The 15,451-nt window shown below is 71.6% G+C and carries 14 protein-coding genes; 12 read left to right on the forward strand and 2 right to left on the reverse strand.

Annotation, left to right across the window (positions count from 1 at the left end; all coding sequences use genetic code 11):
* The first annotated feature begins 32 nt into the window (after positions 1-32).
* The 10 genes from ACQEVZ_RS55675 to ACQEVZ_RS55720 all read left to right on the forward strand — a co-directional run bounded on the left by ACQEVZ_RS55675 (position 33) and on the right by ACQEVZ_RS55720 (position 9,921).
* A complete protein-coding gene (locus ACQEVZ_RS55675; protein ID WP_433384104.1) occupies positions 33-1,664 on the forward strand; it encodes a hypothetical protein in 1,632 nt (543 codons plus the stop codon).
* Positions 1,664-3,526, forward strand: coding sequence for a type IV secretory system conjugative DNA transfer family protein (locus ACQEVZ_RS55680; protein ID WP_433384106.1), 1,863 nt, complete (start codon positions 1,664-1,666; stop codon positions 3,524-3,526). Before ACQEVZ_RS55675 ends, ACQEVZ_RS55680 begins: the two co-directional genes overlap by 1 nt.
* Entirely contained in the window at positions 3,526-4,206 is a 681-nt protein-coding gene (locus tag ACQEVZ_RS55685) for a hypothetical protein (protein ID WP_433384108.1), read from the forward strand. Before ACQEVZ_RS55680 ends, ACQEVZ_RS55685 begins: the two co-directional genes overlap by 1 nt.
* Positions 4,203-4,769 carry a hypothetical protein gene (locus ACQEVZ_RS55690; protein ID WP_433384110.1) on the forward strand — a complete coding sequence of 189 codons (567 nt, stop codon included), beginning with the start codon at positions 4,203-4,205 and terminating at the stop codon, positions 4,767-4,769. The genes ACQEVZ_RS55685 and ACQEVZ_RS55690 overlap by 4 nt, the downstream gene beginning before the upstream one ends.
* Entirely contained in the window at positions 4,769-5,029 is a 261-nt protein-coding gene (locus ACQEVZ_RS55695; RefSeq protein ID WP_433384112.1) for a hypothetical protein, read from the forward strand. Before ACQEVZ_RS55690 ends, ACQEVZ_RS55695 begins: the two co-directional genes overlap by 1 nt.
* A gap of 203 nt (positions 5,030-5,232) precedes the next feature.
* Positions 5,233-5,628, forward strand: a complete 396-nt coding sequence (locus ACQEVZ_RS55700) for a hypothetical protein (protein ID WP_433384114.1) — start codon at positions 5,233-5,235, stop codon at positions 5,626-5,628.
* Positions 5,625-6,752, forward strand: a complete 1,128-nt coding sequence (locus tag ACQEVZ_RS55705; protein WP_433384116.1) for a M23 family metallopeptidase — start codon at positions 5,625-5,627, stop codon at positions 6,750-6,752. The genes ACQEVZ_RS55700 and ACQEVZ_RS55705 overlap by 4 nt, the downstream gene beginning before the upstream one ends.
* 79 nt (positions 6,753-6,831) lie before the next feature.
* A complete protein-coding gene (locus ACQEVZ_RS55710; RefSeq protein WP_433384118.1) occupies positions 6,832-8,349 on the forward strand; it encodes an APC family permease in 1,518 nt (505 codons plus the stop codon).
* A complete protein-coding gene (locus ACQEVZ_RS55715) occupies positions 8,346-9,101 on the forward strand; it encodes a hypothetical protein (protein ID WP_433384120.1) in 756 nt (251 codons plus the stop codon). The genes ACQEVZ_RS55710 and ACQEVZ_RS55715 overlap by 4 nt, the downstream gene beginning before the upstream one ends.
* Positions 9,102-9,171: 70 nt before the next feature.
* Positions 9,172-9,921 (forward strand): hypothetical protein, encoded by a 750-nt coding sequence (locus tag ACQEVZ_RS55720; RefSeq protein ID WP_433384122.1) that lies wholly within the window; start codon positions 9,172-9,174, stop codon positions 9,919-9,921.
* Between the two features lie 106 nt (positions 9,922-10,027).
* On the opposite strand, the gene ACQEVZ_RS55725 is transcribed toward ACQEVZ_RS55720, so the two are convergent.
* Together ACQEVZ_RS55725 and ACQEVZ_RS55730 are read right to left on the reverse strand one after the other, a co-directional pair.
* Positions 10,028-11,731 (reverse strand): enoyl-CoA hydratase-related protein, encoded by a 1,704-nt coding sequence (locus ACQEVZ_RS55725; protein WP_433384124.1) that lies wholly within the window; start codon positions 11,729-11,731, stop codon positions 10,028-10,030.
* Positions 11,732-12,043: 312 nt separating this feature from the next.
* Positions 12,044-12,679, reverse strand: coding sequence for a hypothetical protein (locus tag ACQEVZ_RS55730; RefSeq protein ID WP_433384126.1), 636 nt, complete (start codon positions 12,677-12,679; stop codon positions 12,044-12,046).
* Between the two features lie 29 nt (positions 12,680-12,708).
* Between ACQEVZ_RS55730 and ACQEVZ_RS55735 the strand changes: the two genes are divergently transcribed.
* Together ACQEVZ_RS55735 and ACQEVZ_RS55740 are read left to right on the forward strand one after the other, a co-directional pair.
* Positions 12,709-12,966 (forward strand): hypothetical protein, encoded by a 258-nt coding sequence (locus ACQEVZ_RS55735; protein ID WP_433384128.1) that lies wholly within the window; start codon positions 12,709-12,711, stop codon positions 12,964-12,966.
* A 274-nt stretch (positions 12,967-13,240) separates the two neighbouring features.
* Positions 13,241-15,220 carry an exodeoxyribonuclease VII large subunit gene (locus ACQEVZ_RS55740; protein ID WP_433384130.1) on the forward strand — a complete coding sequence of 660 codons (1,980 nt, stop codon included), beginning with the start codon at positions 13,241-13,243 and terminating at the stop codon, positions 15,218-15,220.
* Positions 15,221-15,451 lie beyond the last annotated feature (231 nt).

Genomic DNA, 15,451 nt, shown 5'->3' on the forward strand with positions numbered 1-15,451 from the left:
GCGGTCCGCAGCATGGTGCCCCCGCTGGGAAGGTGCGGCGTGCAGGTTCGCTGCTGGACCTGATCGAGCGCGGCGCCGCCGACCGTGACCAGCGCGCCGCCGCCCGCGCGCTCGACCAGCAGCGGCGGGCCTTGGCCGCGGACGAGGAGCGGCTCACCGGCCGGCCGCCGGTCGACCGGCGCGGTGGCTTCGGCACCGCCGCGGGAAGGGTCGCGGTGCGGCTGAACCTACCGCCGCTGACGACGACATCGGCGCAGTTGTGCTCCGTGTACCCGTTCGTCGTCGGTGAGGAACTGCCGGTCGACGGCCCGTACGTCGGCCTGGACGTGTACTCCCGCACCCCGTTCTGCTTCAGCCTGCACGAGCTGTACCGGGCGAAGGCGATCACCGCCCCGAACATGACGGTGACCGGCCGGATTGGCACCGCGAAGTCGAGTCTGCTGAAGACCCTGGCGTTCCGTGGGGTCCCGTTCGGGGTGAAGTTCTACTGCGTCGACATCCGCAGCGAATACGCCGAGCTCGCCCGGCTGTGCGGGATCACCCCGGTGCGGATCGGTCCCGGACTGGGGACCACCATCAATCCCCTCGCCGCGATCCGCCGCGACCCGGGCATGCCGGAACCGCAGTGGCTGCAACTGCAACGCGCCCGCCGCCTCCTGCTACTGGAAGGGCTGCTGGAGATCCAGGTCGGCGAGCGGCTCACCGAGGCGGAACGGTCGCTGATCGAGTACGCCGTCGACGCCGTGACCCGTACCGACGACGGCACCAGCGTCGACCGGCACGCCACCCCGACCCTGTCACACGTCCTGCACGCGATGAGCCGCCCGGACGGCTGGCGGCATCGCCTGGAGGCCGTCGACTATCCCCTGGAGGCGTTCACCGCCGACTCCCGCCGGGTCCGGCTCGCCCTGGAGCGGCTGATCCGCGGCGCGCTCGGCGGCGTCTTCGACAGCGACGACACCGACACGCAGGCCCGGATCGACTTCACCGCGGCGGGGGCTGTGCTCGACCTGCAGGCGATCCGCTCCTCCGACCAGCTCACCGCGATGGCGATGACCTGCGCCCAGTCGTGGCTGGAGGCGGAACTGTCCCGGCCGGCGGCCGGGCCGCGGATCTGCATCTACGACGAGTTCACGCTCGTCGCGCGGCATCTCGGGCTGGTCCGGCGGATGCGGGAGCAGACCAAACTCGCTCGCGCGCTGGGCATCGGCAACATCCTGGCGTTCCACCGGTTCTCGGACTTGTCAGCAGTCGGGGAGGCCGGGTCCGAGCAGGTCCGCATCGCGCGGGGCTTGATCGAGGACTCCGGCGTCCGGGTCTCCTACGGGCAGGAGCCCGGGTCTTTGGAGCAGGCCGCGGAGTTTCTCGGCACGAACGACACCGAAACCGATCTGCTGCGGCACCTGCGGCAGGGCGTCGGCCTGTGGCGCATCGGCAACCGGTCCATCGTCGTGCGCCACCAACTGTCCACTGTGGAGCGACGGATGGTGCACACCGACAGCCAGATGGAGGCGCTGCCCGACACCGCCGGTGACGACGCTCCAGACGGGACCGCAGGCGAAGGTGAGCATCCAGACGGCCCTGACCGTGATCGTCGTGACGGTGCCGCCGCGGCGGCGGCCGGGTCGGTCGGGGTCAGGACTGCGGATCGGCAGGTGCAGTGATGCGCCGCCCACCGCTGTCCGCCCCGGGGCACCACCTGCCCAAGCAGGGCCTCGTCCGCGCCGACATCGTGGTCCGTCTGGCGATGCTCGGCATCGTCGCCGTCGTCCTGCCCACGCTGACGTGGACGCTGTGGCTGGCCGGGCAGGTCGGTGGTGTCGTCACCCACTTCGCGTGGCCGGACACGACCCCCGGCGACGCACCCGGCGTCGCCGTGCGGATCGCCGGGCACGTCGGTGACCCCGTCCGCGCGTGGCCTGCCGCAGCGCGTGGTGACCTGCCGCCGGCGGTCGTGCTGTACCTGCTCTGGCTCGGCCTGTTCCTGTATCACGCGGTCCTGATCGCAGTGCCGGCGATCGCAGCTGCCCGGCGGCTGCTGCGCCGGCGCGGGTTCGCCCGCCGCGGCGCCGTCCGGGCGCTGCTGAGCCCGGACGCGGTCCTCGCCCGAGCCGACATCGTGCGGCCCGGCCTCACGGTCCGAGAGGCGGACACTCCGCAGCAGCGGGCGGCAAAGGAGGCACGGCGCCGAGACCCGCACGAGGTCGGTCGGCTCCTCGGCACCGATGTCCTCACCGGTGAGAAGTTGTTCCTGGCCAACGAATACACGCTTGTCGCCGCTGCTGCGGCCCGGTTCGGCGGCAAGACGTCGCGGTGCGTCATCCCCAGGGTCCTGGACGCCCGCGGCGCGGTCATCTCGACCTCGACCCGCCTGGACGTCGCCGCCGTCACCTACGCCCGGCGTGCCGGGATCGGCCCGACGCACGTGTTCGAACCGCAGGGTGAGATCCCCCTCGCCGGGATCGAACGGCTGCGCTGGTCACCGATCGAAGGCGCCGAAGACCAGATCGTGGCGATGCTCCGCGCGTCCGGGTTCGCGTCCGGGTCCGGCGTCGGCTCCGACAGCGTCGAGAACGGCAAGTACTTCCAGGACCAGGCCGCATCGCTGATCCGCGGGTTGCTGCACGCCGCGGCACTGGACGGTAACGCGACCATGGTCGACGTCCTGGCCTGGTCGCAGAACCCTTCCGACGCGCGCCCGGAGCGGATTCTGCGGCATCACGGCGTGCACTCGTGGGCGGACCGGCTCGCCCGGCATCGGGAGACGACGGGCCGGGCCCGCGACACGATCCAGTCCGTTATGTCGGGCGCCTTGGACGCGTTCAACGACCCGCGCGTGCTCGCTGCGTGCTCGCCGCCGCGCGGGTCGCAATTCGACACCCTCACCTGGCTCGCGCAGTCCGGGACGATCTACCTCGTCGGGACCAGGGACGCGCAGGCGCTGATCGCGCCGCTGCTCGGCGCGGTCACCGAAGACCTGCTGTACCAGGCGAAACGGGCAGCGCTGACCGCGTCGGGCGGCCGGATCGAACCCACGCTGTATCTGGTCGGCGACGAGATCGCCAACGTCGCGCCGATTCAGTCCCTGCCGTCGCTGATGACCGAGGGCGGCGGGTCCGGCATCGCCATCGACCTGTTCATGCAGAACAAGCAACAGCCCCTGGAACGGTGGGGCGACAAGGCAGGCCGGGCGATCAACGCCTCCGCCAACTGCGAGCTCGTCATCGGCGGCTCCAGCGACGTCCAGGGCCTCAAGGACGCGCAGTCCCTCGCGGGGCAGATCCTCGAGGTGTCCTCCGGACACTCGTGGGGCGGCGGCCGCGCCAGCGTGTCGGAGAACGTGCGCCGGGAGAACCTGCTCGACCTCGCCGAACTCCGCACCCTCCCGGAAGGCCGGGCCCTCGCCTTTGTCGGGAACTTGCCGCCGGTCGAGCTACAGCTCACCGCGTGGTGGGAACGCCCCGACGGCGGCGACCTCACCGCCGACCGCGACCGGTTCCAGCAGCGGATCGCGAAGGCCGCCTGATGACCGAACCCCAGCAGCCGCAGCACCCCGACCGTCGCCGCGCCGATCGGTCCGCGCCCGCACCGGCCGGCGCGGCCGGTGACCTGCCGCCGGAACTGCAGGCCGCGGCGATGCTCAGCCAAGGCCTCGCCGAGCTCGTCGAGACCGTCGGCGAACTCGCCGAGAACCACTTCGCGTTGCGCGAGCAGGTCCAGACCCTCGCCGAGCAGCTGCGGCCCGGCCCCGCCGGGCCGGCACCGGCCGACCTGCGCTGGCGCGTCCTGGACCGGCCAGCCGCATCGCAGGTGTGGATCTGGCTCATCGACTGGGTCGGCTGGTTCGTCGACCGGTACAGCCTCACCGAGGAGATCCCCGCGTGCTGGCCGATCCACCCGCAGCTGGTCGAGGAACTCACCGCCCTCGCCGCGTCGTGGCACGTGGCCTACGACCCCCGCGCGTCCTCCGACACGCCGCTGCGCTGGCTCGAAGCCCTCGCCCGGGCCCGCCCCCGGCTGCGGGAGTGGGACGAACACACCCGCTGCCGCAACGGCGAGCACACCAAACGGCGCATCGACCTGACGTGGCCCGCCACCTGGCGGGACCAGGCCCTCGACGCCGCCGAACACGACCTCACCGGCCGCAGCACACCCGGCCCGCCGGCCGAAGGCACCGACAGCAGCGTGGACGGCGGTGACCGATGAGCACCCGACCCGCGGAGATCACCACCCCGTACGGCTGGGCGGAACTCCACGACGCTGTCCGCGCCACCCGCGCGGCCATCAGCTGGCTGCACGCCCGCGTCCAGCATTTCCGCGAGCTGGGTGAGGAGCGGCAGCCTGCCGAGCAGCGCCCCACCGAGGCCGCCGAACCGGGCGCCGGGCGCCGGTACACCCGCGACGAATACCTGGCGGCCCTGGCCGCGTTCATCGACGACCGGATCCGGCTGGACCAGGCCACCCGCCCGGACCCACCCGGCATCACCGACAGCCCCCGCGTCGCGCTCGACGAACGCCCTGAACGCCCTGAACGCCCTGAACGCCCTGAGCGCACTGAGCGCTCTGGCGACGCGACGCGGCAACCCCAACCGGAGGAAGGAACCGAGGCCATGCAGCCCGACGAACAGCAACAGCGACGCAACGCCCTCATCGCCGAGGAACACGACCTGCAGCAGCAGCGCGACGTGCAGGCCGACGGCGTCCTGGACGGCGACTACGACCCCGAACCCGGCGACGGCGGCACCGCCGACCTGGAACTGGAGGGCTGATGCGCACCGCAGCCGCACCCGCCGAAGTTCCCCGCCCGGACGCCGGCTACCAGGCGATGCTGGACCAGATCGCCGCAGCCGCGGACAGCCTGCGCCGGCAGGTCGCCTCGGCCCGCCACATCGAACCCGCCCGCCGCAGCACCGTCCTTGCGGACCTGGCTGCGCGCCTGCAGACGGCCGCCGGGCAGCTCCGGGAACAGCTCCACCGGTACGCCGACGACGACTGGCCGCCGCTGCCGCCGACGGACGATGCGCCATGACCGGCAACCCGACGGCCAGCAGCCGTTCGAAGACCACCTCGGTCGCTGACAACCCCGCCGATGTCGGCGAGGGTGGGCGACGCGCCGTAACCGGCTCCGCCGTGACCCGGCGGTGCCTAGCCGTCGCGGTCGCGTTGCTTGCCGCAGTGGCAGGCTGCTCCTCCGGACGTCCCGCCCACCGACCGGCGCCGTCGATGCCGTCGGTGACCACCGTGCCGCACGACGGCAGCGGGGCCCCGGGTAGCGGGATCGACGAGGAGGACGCCGGGGCGACGGCGAGCGTGCCGGTCCCGCCGCAGGCGGTCCAGGCGGCGGTCGCGTTCGTCACCGTGTGGGCGCGTCCCGGCCTGGACCAGCCGACCTGGCACGCCGGCGTCACCCAGTACGCAACCGTCGAGTACGCCGCCGTCCTGGCGACCGTCGACCCGGCCAACGTCGCCGCCACCCGGATCGTCGCCGACCCGGTCCCGCAGACCGCCACCCCGGACGCCGCCGACGTCGACGTCCCGACCGACGCCGGCGTGGTACGCGTCGTGCTCGTGCTGCGCGACGGCCGGTGGCTCGTCATCGCGGTGCGCCCTGCGCAGGAGGCGCCGTGAAGCGGGTCCGTGCCGCCGTTGTCGCAGTCGTGATCGTGATCGCCGGCAGCTGCGTGCTGCTGCTGGGTTCGCTCGGCGGCGGCGACCCGGCCTACGCCTGCACCCCGCCACGCAGCGGCGCCCTGGTGGCCGTCCGCACTGGTGGGTTCCAGGCCGTTGGCGTGTGGAAGCCGGACCGGGTCGCCAACGCCGCGATCATCGTCAAGGTCGGCGCCGACCGTGGTGTCCCACCTCGCGGGTGGGTGATCGCGGTCGCGACCGCGATGGTCGAGTCCAGCCTCATCAACACCGACGTGGTCACCGACCACGACAGCGTCGGGCTGTTCCAGCAACGCCCCAGCCAAGGGTGGGGGACTCCGGCGCAGCTCATCGACCCGGTGTATGCGGCGTCGAAGTTCTACGACGCGCTGCTCAAAGTCGACGGCTGGGACACGATGCCGCTCACGAAGGCTGCGCAGGTTGTCCAGCGTTCTGAGTACCCGACGAGATACGCGGCTAAGGAACGCGACGCTGAGCAGGTCGTCGCGTACGTCACCCAGCATGCGTCGATCACCGAACTGGCTGGTGCGTCACCGGCTGGGTGCGCCGGGCCGGTTGCCCTCACGTCGTCGGGGTGGACGAAACCGGTCGAGGCGAAGGTCGGGTCCGGTTGGGGGCAGCGCAGCGGCAGGCTGCACGCCGGCGTGGACCTGATCGCGGGCCGGTACAAGGTCATCCGCGCCGCGTCCGCAGGTGAGGTCGTGCAGTCGGTGTGCGACCGGTCCACCGGCAACTGCGATGTCGACGGCAGCCCGGAAGGGCACGGGTGCGGCTGGTATGTCGACATCCGCCACGCCGACGGGATCGCCACCCGGTACTGCCACATGGTCCGCCGGCCTGATGTGACTGCCGGGCAGCGGGTCACCGCGGGGCAGCCGATTGGGCTGGTCGGCACGTCCGGGCACTCGTCCGGCACCCATTTGCACTACGAGGTGCACCGCAACGTGCCGTGCGCCGCCCGCGGCGGCCGATGCACGCTGACCGGCGGCAACTCGATCGACCCGGAAATCTTTATGGACGGCGTCGGGGTATGCCTCGGCGAGCCGGTCAACCCACGAGAGACCCCGCGATGCCGCACCGTCTAGACAGCTGTCCGGCAGGCCGGACACCACGGCGGACCGGGAGCTCGCGGCTGCGGGGTACACCCGGGCCGGTGGTGCCGTGGTGAGCGCGCGGATCGGGTTCGTGCACACCACGGCCCTGTACTGCGGGGCGCTGCTCGGGCCGGGAGTCCTCACCCTGCCCGCGTTGGCCGCGGCGATCGCCGGGCCCGGCTCGCTGCTGGCGTGGGCGGCGCTGGTCGCGGCAAGCGTCCCCCTCGCCGCGACGTTCACCGCCCTCGCCGTCGCGTTCCCGAACAGCGGCGGCATCTCCGCAGTCGCGGCCCGCGCCTACGGCCCGCGCGCGTTCGCGGTCATCGGGTTCTGGTTCATCGCCGCAACACCCTTGGCCGTGTACGTGGCCGCGCACATCGGCGGGCAGTACGTCGCCGCCGCCGTCGGCGCCGGGCAGCCGGCCGCGACCGTGGTGACGGCCGCGATCCTCGGCATCGTCTTCACCGCCAATGCGTTCGCGTTGAAGACGTCTGGGCGGGTGCAGCTCGTCGTCATCGGCAGCCTCGTCGCGGTCCTCGGTACCGCGACGTTGAGCACCGCCCGGCACATCGACCCGGCCAACCTCACCCCGCTGCTGCCCGATGGGCCCGTCCCGGTCGCGCACGCCTGCGTGCTGCTGTTCATCGCGTTCGCCGGGTGGGAGGCCGCCGCGCACCTCACCGACGGCGTCACCGACCCGGCCAGGACCCTGCCGAAGGTCGCCGCAGCCACGGTCGTGATCGTCGGTGCGATCTACCTCGGCCTCGCCGCGACCACCGTCGGTGTCCTCGGCCCCGCCGCCGGGACTGGTGCCGTTCCGCTGATCACGCTGCTGGAACACGGCGTCGGGCGGGCCGCCGCACCGGTCGCCGCGCTCGTCGCGCTGATGCTGACCTGCGGCGCCGCGAACACGTTCCTGGCCGGCGCGACCCGCCTCGGCGTCGCCCTCGCCGAACGCTGCGTGCTCCCCGCCCGCATCGCGGGCGGGCGCCTGCAGCGGCGCAGCCTGCTGCTGCAGGCTGCGCTTACCGGCGTGGTCATCGCCGGGTCGGAGGCCCTGGACCTCGAGGTCGCCTCCCTGCTGAAGACCGTGTCGGTGCTGCTCGCCGCGGTCACCCTCGCCGGGACCAGCGCCGGGATCCTGCTGCTGCCACGCGGCTGGCGGTGGACGGCGGCGCTCACCGCGACCACCGTCACCGCCGCCGTGCTCGGCGCGGCCGGGCCGATGCTGGCCGTGCCCGCCACGCTCGCCGTCGTCGCCGTCACCCGGCTGCGGCTCATCCCCGCCCAGCCCGGCAACGACCCGCCCCAGCCGCCCGCACCCGAACCGCCCGACCGGCACCCGCCCGGAGCAGCGGCCGACGCGAAGGCGGCGGAGCTGGTGACGGGCTGGCAGCGGCACCCGCCACACCGCAGCCGCCGCCGCAAACCCCGGCCCGAACCGCGCCCCGAACCGCGCCACGAGCCAAGGCCTGTTCCCAGGTCTGACTCACGTCGCCGGCAGCCGACCGGTGAGGCCGTGCGACCGGCTGACTCGCAGACCGCACCTGACCGCGGCCGGCAGCCGGTGCTCCGGAGCCGGCAGTGAGCGTCGGCGGACCGTGGCCGGACCCGCCGCGGCCGGGTGAGCTGGCGGCACTGCCGATCGCCGCGCCCGCGGTCCTGCTCGACGCGCTCGGCTACCGCGGCGGCGACCAGTATGTGGCAGTCCACGTCGGCCCGCGGGGTGCGGTGTGGCTGGACGACGGCGGCCGCCGCGACGAAGGCGACCTCCTCGCCTGGCACCGGTTCACCACCCATCCGGTCACCGAGCCGCTCACCCGGTACGACCTCGGCGGCGCCGGCCGCGACGCCAGCGAATGGCTGCTCATCGACCGCGACACCAATCAGCTCAGTGTCGGCCGCGCCGAGCACGTCGCTGAGTTCCTGGCCGACCAGCCGCACACCCGGGACCGGCTCACTGGACTGCTGACCGCCAAGCTGGTACCGACCCGCGCGGTGGACCCCGACGTGCGCGCCGCCCGCACCCCGACCGGCCCCGGCTGGCAGGCAAACGCAGACCGCGCCGGTCACCTCCTCGACGCGCTCACCCGCGCCCTCAACGGCAGCCAGGTCCAGCAGGACGCCGCCGGCGTGGTCGCCGGGATCGGCGCCCTCAGCGCGTTCCTGCACGACCAGGGAACCACCGCGCCCGGCACCGCAGCATCAGTCTTCACGCGGCCGGACCGGTCCGACGGCGCAGCCTGGCAACCGGCAGCGCAACCCGTCGGGGTCTGGTCGACCGCAGACCCGGACCCGGCCGCGGCCACCGACCAGCAGCACGAGGTCGACCTGTCATGAGGCGAGCGGACCCGGGGACGGGGCACCAGCACTCCGCACCGGTCACGGCCCCGGTGGGCGGGCGGCGACAATGACCAGGCCTGTCTGGCCGGCGCCTCCGTCGCCTGGGCAACCGGTCGAACTGCCGCTGCGGGCGCCGGACACGCTGCTGGCCGCGCTGGACTACCCCGGCGACTCGCAGTACGTCGCACTCTCCGTGGCTCGCGGCGTGTGCCTGATCGATGACGGGGTCACCGTCGAGGACGCCGAACCGGACGGCTGGCAGCTGTTCCGCAGCCACCCCCTGGTCCGCGGACTCTTGGACGGGTACCGCCTCGGCAACGACACGGATGCCGCGTTGCATCGCCTGGTCGTGGACCGGCTCACCGGCCGGCTCGCCATCGCCCTGCCCGACGACGCCGCCCGCCTACTGGCCAGCCAGCCGCGCACCCGCGAAGCCCTCACCGGCGACATGAGCCCAGCCGACGCCGCCCGCTACCTGGACATCGCCGCGGAAGTCGCCCAGGACCGCTTCGACGCCGCCCTCACCACCGACAGCTGGCTGCAGTACGCCCGTCAGCTCCGGACCGCGCAACACGCCATGATGGACGACCTGAACCTGTACCTCGGCGGGCGGCTGCTGGATCAGATCCGCGGCATCGCCACCACGATCAACGACGCGACCCGCAGGACCGACCCGCCCACCGCGGACCCCAAGTCACGATGGAACGATGTCGACCGCGACAAGCGGCGTCCCGGCCCCGGCGAACTGCACCCGCCGGACCTGCAATCCGGGCCGCACCCGCCGGATCAACCCGGGCCGGAGCTGGATCTCGACTGACACCTGCGTGTCGGTCCGGCCGAGCCATCGCCCAGCCGGTACCTCTGCCTCGCACAGACACCCCTGGCCGATGCGACCAGCCCACAGCGACAGCGGCACGACCGATCTACGCCGCCTGCGGATGGTTCGCCAGATGACGAGGCGTGACCTGCGGCCGTTGCTTGTAGACGAATGCTGCCCGGCGCTCCGCGAACTGATTGCGGTCGTCGAAGATGTCCATCGCCATCTCGGCCAGTTCCTTCGCCTCCCAGTACGTCAGCGGAGGCCCCGACAGGGCCGCGGCCTTGCGGGCGCGGGCCTGCCTGCGCCGTTCACCACCGACGTACTCGCGGGCCATCTCCAGCAGCCATGCCGCGTACTCTTCCGGGTCGCGGGGACCGACCACGTCGACCAGACCCAGTCGGCACGCTGCCGCCGCGTCGATCGGTAGCCGCTGCGACAGCAGCCTGCGCGCGGCGACGGGACCGACCCGCGCCGGCAGGACCTGCGTGTGCAGCTCCGACCCGTACAAGCCGATGTCGTAGAACGGGTTCAAGACGATCCCGTCCCGGGCGGCGACGACCTCCGCGCCGAGCGGCAACATCACCCCGCCCGCGCCGGCGTTGCCGGACACGCCGGCGACGATCACCTGCGGGGACATCGCCGCGATGGCCCGGCACACGGCGTTGATCGCCCGGATAGACGCCCACGCCGCCGCCTGCGGGTCCGGCGCCATCTCAATGGCGTTGAGGTCGATGCCGTTGCAGAACGCGTCGACGCCGCCGCGGACTACGAGCACCGACGTGTCAGCCGCGCACGCCCGCCGCAGCGCCGCGGCGAGCCGCCGCGACCAGTACGGGGACATCGCCCCGTTGTGGACGTCGAAGACCAGCTCGCCGACGTCGCCGTGCCGCCGGTACCGGATCCGATCGGGGCCACGGCGCAGCGGGACACCGGCGAGGGCATGCTGCAACGCGAGGGCGGCGGGCTGTTTCACACCGAGACGGCCGAGGCCGCCGATGCCGGTAGGATTGTTGCCGTCGACCATCTTGACCTGGCCGATCCACAGGTACCCGTTGCCGGTGGCGACAGCGACCCGATCACCGTCGTGGCCGACGATCGTGCCGGGACGGGCCGCAGGCAGCCGCACCGGCTTCCCCGCCGGCACGTGCGCGTCGAATAGATGCGCCGCCGACCCGCCGAGCCTGGCCCGCACACCGGGACTGCCGTCCGCGGCCCGGATCCGCCGCAGCACGGCCGCCGCTGGTTCTTCCCACGAGAACGCCCGGTTCTGCTGCCGCATCATCGGCCGGACGCCGGTGCCCGGCACCGGGCGGTGCGCACGCGCCAGCGGCGTCGGCGTGAACGCCGGATCGGCGGCCTTGACCATGACTTCCTCAACGCAGGCGACGGCGGCGTCGGCGACAGGTCCGCCGTAGAGGGAGGACTTGCGGGCCGGCTCTGACGGCATCGGAAACTCCCGGTGCGCCCAGATCGGGCCGGCGTCCATCTCCTCGACCGCCTGCAACGCCGTCACACCCCATACCGGGATAGCGTCGGTGATCGCCCAGTCCAGACTGGACGGGCCACGATCCCCGACCGGACCCGGATGAATCACGATCGTCGGCCACCGCGACCACACCGCGGCCGGTACCCGGTCCCGCAGAAACGGGCACAGGATCAGGTCGGGACCGCTCAGCCGAGCGGCACGGATCATGGACGGTTCGTCGACAGCGAGCTGAACGGAGACCTGGTGACCGGCCGCGTCCAGAACTGTCAGTACCCGTTGCGACAGCCCGTTGAACGCCGACACCAGCAGCAGGACCTTCATCGGTCCACGCTCCAGACCCGGTCGGCGTCGCCGCCTGCGTGACTGCGGCGGCGCCTGTCTTGAGCGCGTTGTGGCTGCGTACGGGGCATTGTCATGCCATCGACCCTGTGCGAACCGACGGACATCCTCTACGTGTTGTGCCGTGTGGCCGCGTGTGCATGTGAAGGGCCCCGTCTTACTGAATCTGATCCGCTATGGGATCGCCCCGGCGACAGACACCGTGTCTGCCGCACGGGTCAGCCAACGCCGCGGCACACGCCTACGCCTTCGTGTGGTCTTGTCGACGAACGGTCGTGTATCGCAAGTGTCGACTTATGCCGGCCGGAGCAGGCCGCGCTGTCGGGCGCGTTGGATCCACTTGCGTACTTGATCTCGTCCCCCGCGGGTACTGATCTCTACCCCTTCTTGGCGTAGGTTCTCCTCGACGTAGCGGGCGGGTGCGGTGCTGCCCGCCGCGAGCGCTTCGGTGTAGAGCTGCGCAACTCGGGCGAGAAGGCCATCCTGTGCGGGTGCGCGGCGTTTGCGTGGTTGCCCCGTCGCGGTCAGGGCCGCCGCTCTGGTGCGCGCTTCGTCGGCAAGGCCGCGATGGGTGGGTGGCCAGGACTCTGCATGATCGGCAAGGTCGGCGAATCTCGCGGCCAGATGGGCCTGCGACTCTCGCCGAACAGCCGAGAGCGAAATGCTGCGCAGAACCTGCTGGGTCAGTTCGACCACCCCGTCTGCCACCGGGCGTCGGGGAAGAGGTTCTCCGTCTCGTCCGTACTCCTCTACGAAGCATCGGACGTCGATCCCAGCGAGAACGGCCCGGCCGTCGACGAACGCCCAGTGGGGGGTGACCTGCCAGCGGCTGTCGTCGCTGTGGACGTAGGTCGGCTGGAGCCCGTCAAAAGGGAATGGGGTCAGCCATTCGACGAGCTGTGACGGTTCTTCGGTCTGCCTAGTTGTCACGGGCATGACCGTACCGTGCGGTCCTCTCCGTGCGCAATGATGGCTGCGCTGATTTCGGCTGCATCTCGTTGCGAGAGGACCCCTTGTTCATGACCGATCCGAACGTGCGAAGTCTGTGGATTGCCGTGGTGGCGCTTGCCGCAGTATTTGTTGCCGTCGCCGCTGGTCTGCTGTCCCTAGCAAACGGTGCGGCACCGCCCGGGGCGGCGCTCACCGGCGCCGGAGCCTTCGCGGCCACGCTTCTGCTCGTGATGGCCGTCATCCGGTTCATCACGCATGGGGAATGAGCCGAGCGCGTCTTGCGGCTCGACGGAAATCTTCGGTCAGACCGGCAGGGTTGACATGATCCAAGTTGAAGTGGCTTCCTGCTCGACGGCACGGCGTTGGATCGGATCACGAACAACTGCGGGGAGCACAACCGGCTGGGATTCGAGCTCCCGATCGGCGCGGCACGGCACGGCCCTGCGCCCGCCGACGCCCGTGCGCGGCCCGCTGCCACCTTCAGGGGGCTGGCCCGCGCCTCGCTTGCGCATAGCGCATGGCAAGGGCACTCTCACGGACGTGACCTCTCTGGAGACTAGCGTCGCCGGTGTCGGGTTGAGGTGGTCGCTCGACACCGTGGCCACCGCCGCGGAGCGGCTCGTCACGACCGCTCCGTCGATCGCGGACCGTCCGGCGCAGTGGCCGCCGTGGGAAGCGAACCGTCAGGCACAAGAGTGGAGCGATTGGCATGATCTTGCGGATGTTGTCCTGCGCGACGCTTTCATCTCAGCCGATCTAGCCGAATCGTTTCGGGATCTGGATCCTCCCGTGAAGCTGGGCTTTCTACGCTCGTTGCCGCACGACCTAACAGATGCGCCGCGCCGATGGCCTGTGGATCTGGGTCTTGGGCAGGTTCCGCCTCGGCGCCTTGACGGCGAGTCGACGCGTCGAGACCTTGCTCGGGTGCTGTCGTGGCTGGAGGAACGGTGCTACTTCGCCCGAGAACTTGGGTCCGAATGCGTCGACGTCCACGACGACGACAGCCGCCGTCTCGTCGATGTCATCACCAGCCGCCTCGACCTGGCGCTGAGCCCAACGCTCCGGTCGCTGTTCGCGGAAGTAGACACCGGCCGGTTGGCCGAAATCGTAGCGGTCGCACGTGAGTACATCGCCATGCCGCCGGGCCGTACCTATCACTCGTGGAACGACTGCGGCCTGCACCCGAGGACTGGCCGGTGGGACGCCGAGATGGGACGGCGCGTCCTCGATGACCTCGTCGCAACCATCGCCGAGCACAGCGATCTGGGCGCGCTCCTCCTCGCCTCCCAGCAGATTGGCGCCGCCGTGCCGGCGCCTGTCCCCGTCGACCCATTGCGAAGGACCGGACCCGCCACGCACGCCCCGGCGGAAGCGTTCCTCCCACATGGATCGGTCCTGACCGTAACTCGCCTGGTTACCCGGCTCGCCGCTCAACGACACCTTGATGCGCTCGAGGCGTTTCTGCGCGCGCACCGGGTCCACGTCGAATCAACGGGCGACACCACGAGCCCGGACTTCGTCCTGGTCGTCGAGATTCTCCAGGACGATCAGGCGCGCCTACGCCGTCACGAGCAGGTCTTGACGGGGACGTTGTCCGAACTTGCCGGCTACGCCGGCTGGACCATCCGCTACACCCGGCCTCCGGAATACCGCCGAGCGTTGGAGGTCGCCACCCTTGATCCCGCGGCCATCGCCGTCCGGCTGGAGCGAGAGGGCCGTCCCCACGAGGGGGCGATCGCGCTCCGGTCGAGTTTCCGATTCCGACCCAGGCCGGGCCTCGACGGAGGCGTCCATCTCGTCGTGATCGTCGACGACTTGGACGACCCCGGTGGCCAGGTACTCGAAGATGCGGTGTGGCGTGTTCACGCTGGTCCGCGCGCAGCCCGGGCAGCGAGCGGGCTTGAACCGCAACTCGCCGAGGCGCTTCGGCCGCGCGGCCTGCGGTCATTGCCCGATCGACGTCCCCGCGTCGCCGTGGTGACTTCGCGGGGACACGTTGGCAGCGACATCGCACCTAAGCTCGACGGCGACGTCCTCGACGTCGACTATCGGACCTTCGCCGCCAACTCCGCTGACGCCGCCGTACGGCTCGCCACCACGCTGCGGTCGCTCGCGTCCGACGCCACACTCGACGGCGTACTGATCGCGCGCGGTGGCGGAGACCAGTCCGACCTGAACCGGCTGGTGACGCCCGAGGTCCAGACCGCGATCAGCTCGGTGCGTCAGTCGGGGAAGACCGTAGTTCTCGCCATCGGCCACGGCACGTTCGCGTCCACCCTCGACGTCGACTTCGAAGCACTCACCCCAGGCGACGCGGCCCACGCTATCCGCGCGATTCTGGTGGACTTCCCGGCGAACAAACGCGCCGCGATCGCGGCGACCCAGGAGCGCCTTGCCGCTAACCCGCCGACCGAGGAATGGCCGGCGATCGCGGCGCGGGAACAGGAATCGCTGCGTCAAAGGCTCGCCGCCATCGAGCTGGACCACGACGCCAGGTTGGCCACTATGCGGCAGCGGTGATCAAGTTATGGCAGACGGAAGCAGGCCCGTAGGTCCCGTCCCAGCAGGACGGGACCGTCGGCGCGAGGATGAGGCCATCCCCACCACGACCGGGCCTCGTTCCAGCAGGCCGACCTGTCGACCCACGACGACGTCCACCGCGCCGCCGGCGACCTGCTGGCCGCCCACGACCCGCTTCGACGCGGTCCCTGCACACCGTCGGCGCCGGCACTGATCTCAGGTCCCACGTAC

The sequence above is a fragment of the Dactylosporangium sp. CA-152071 genome, from assembly GCF_050936335.1.
Classification (GTDB): Bacteria; Actinomycetota; Actinomycetes; order Mycobacteriales; family Micromonosporaceae; genus Dactylosporangium; species Dactylosporangium maewongense.

Coding starts and splice junctions, on each gene's coding strand:
- ACQEVZ_RS55695 (WP_433384112.1), top strand. CDS start 4,769: ATGCGCACCGCAGCCGCACCCGCCGAAGTTCCCCGCCCGGACGCCGGC.
- ACQEVZ_RS55725 (WP_433384124.1), bottom strand. CDS start 11,731: ATGAAGGTCCTGCTGCTGGTGTCGGCGTTCAACGGGCTGTCGCAACGG.
- ACQEVZ_RS55685 (WP_433384108.1), top strand. CDS start 3,526: ATGACCGAACCCCAGCAGCCGCAGCACCCCGACCGTCGCCGCGCCGAT.
- ACQEVZ_RS55680 (WP_433384106.1), top strand. CDS start 1,664: ATGCGCCGCCCACCGCTGTCCGCCCCGGGGCACCACCTGCCCAAGCAG.
- ACQEVZ_RS55690 (WP_433384110.1), top strand. CDS start 4,203: ATGAGCACCCGACCCGCGGAGATCACCACCCCGTACGGCTGGGCGGAA.
- ACQEVZ_RS55720 (WP_433384122.1), top strand. CDS start 9,172: ATGACCAGGCCTGTCTGGCCGGCGCCTCCGTCGCCTGGGCAACCGGTC.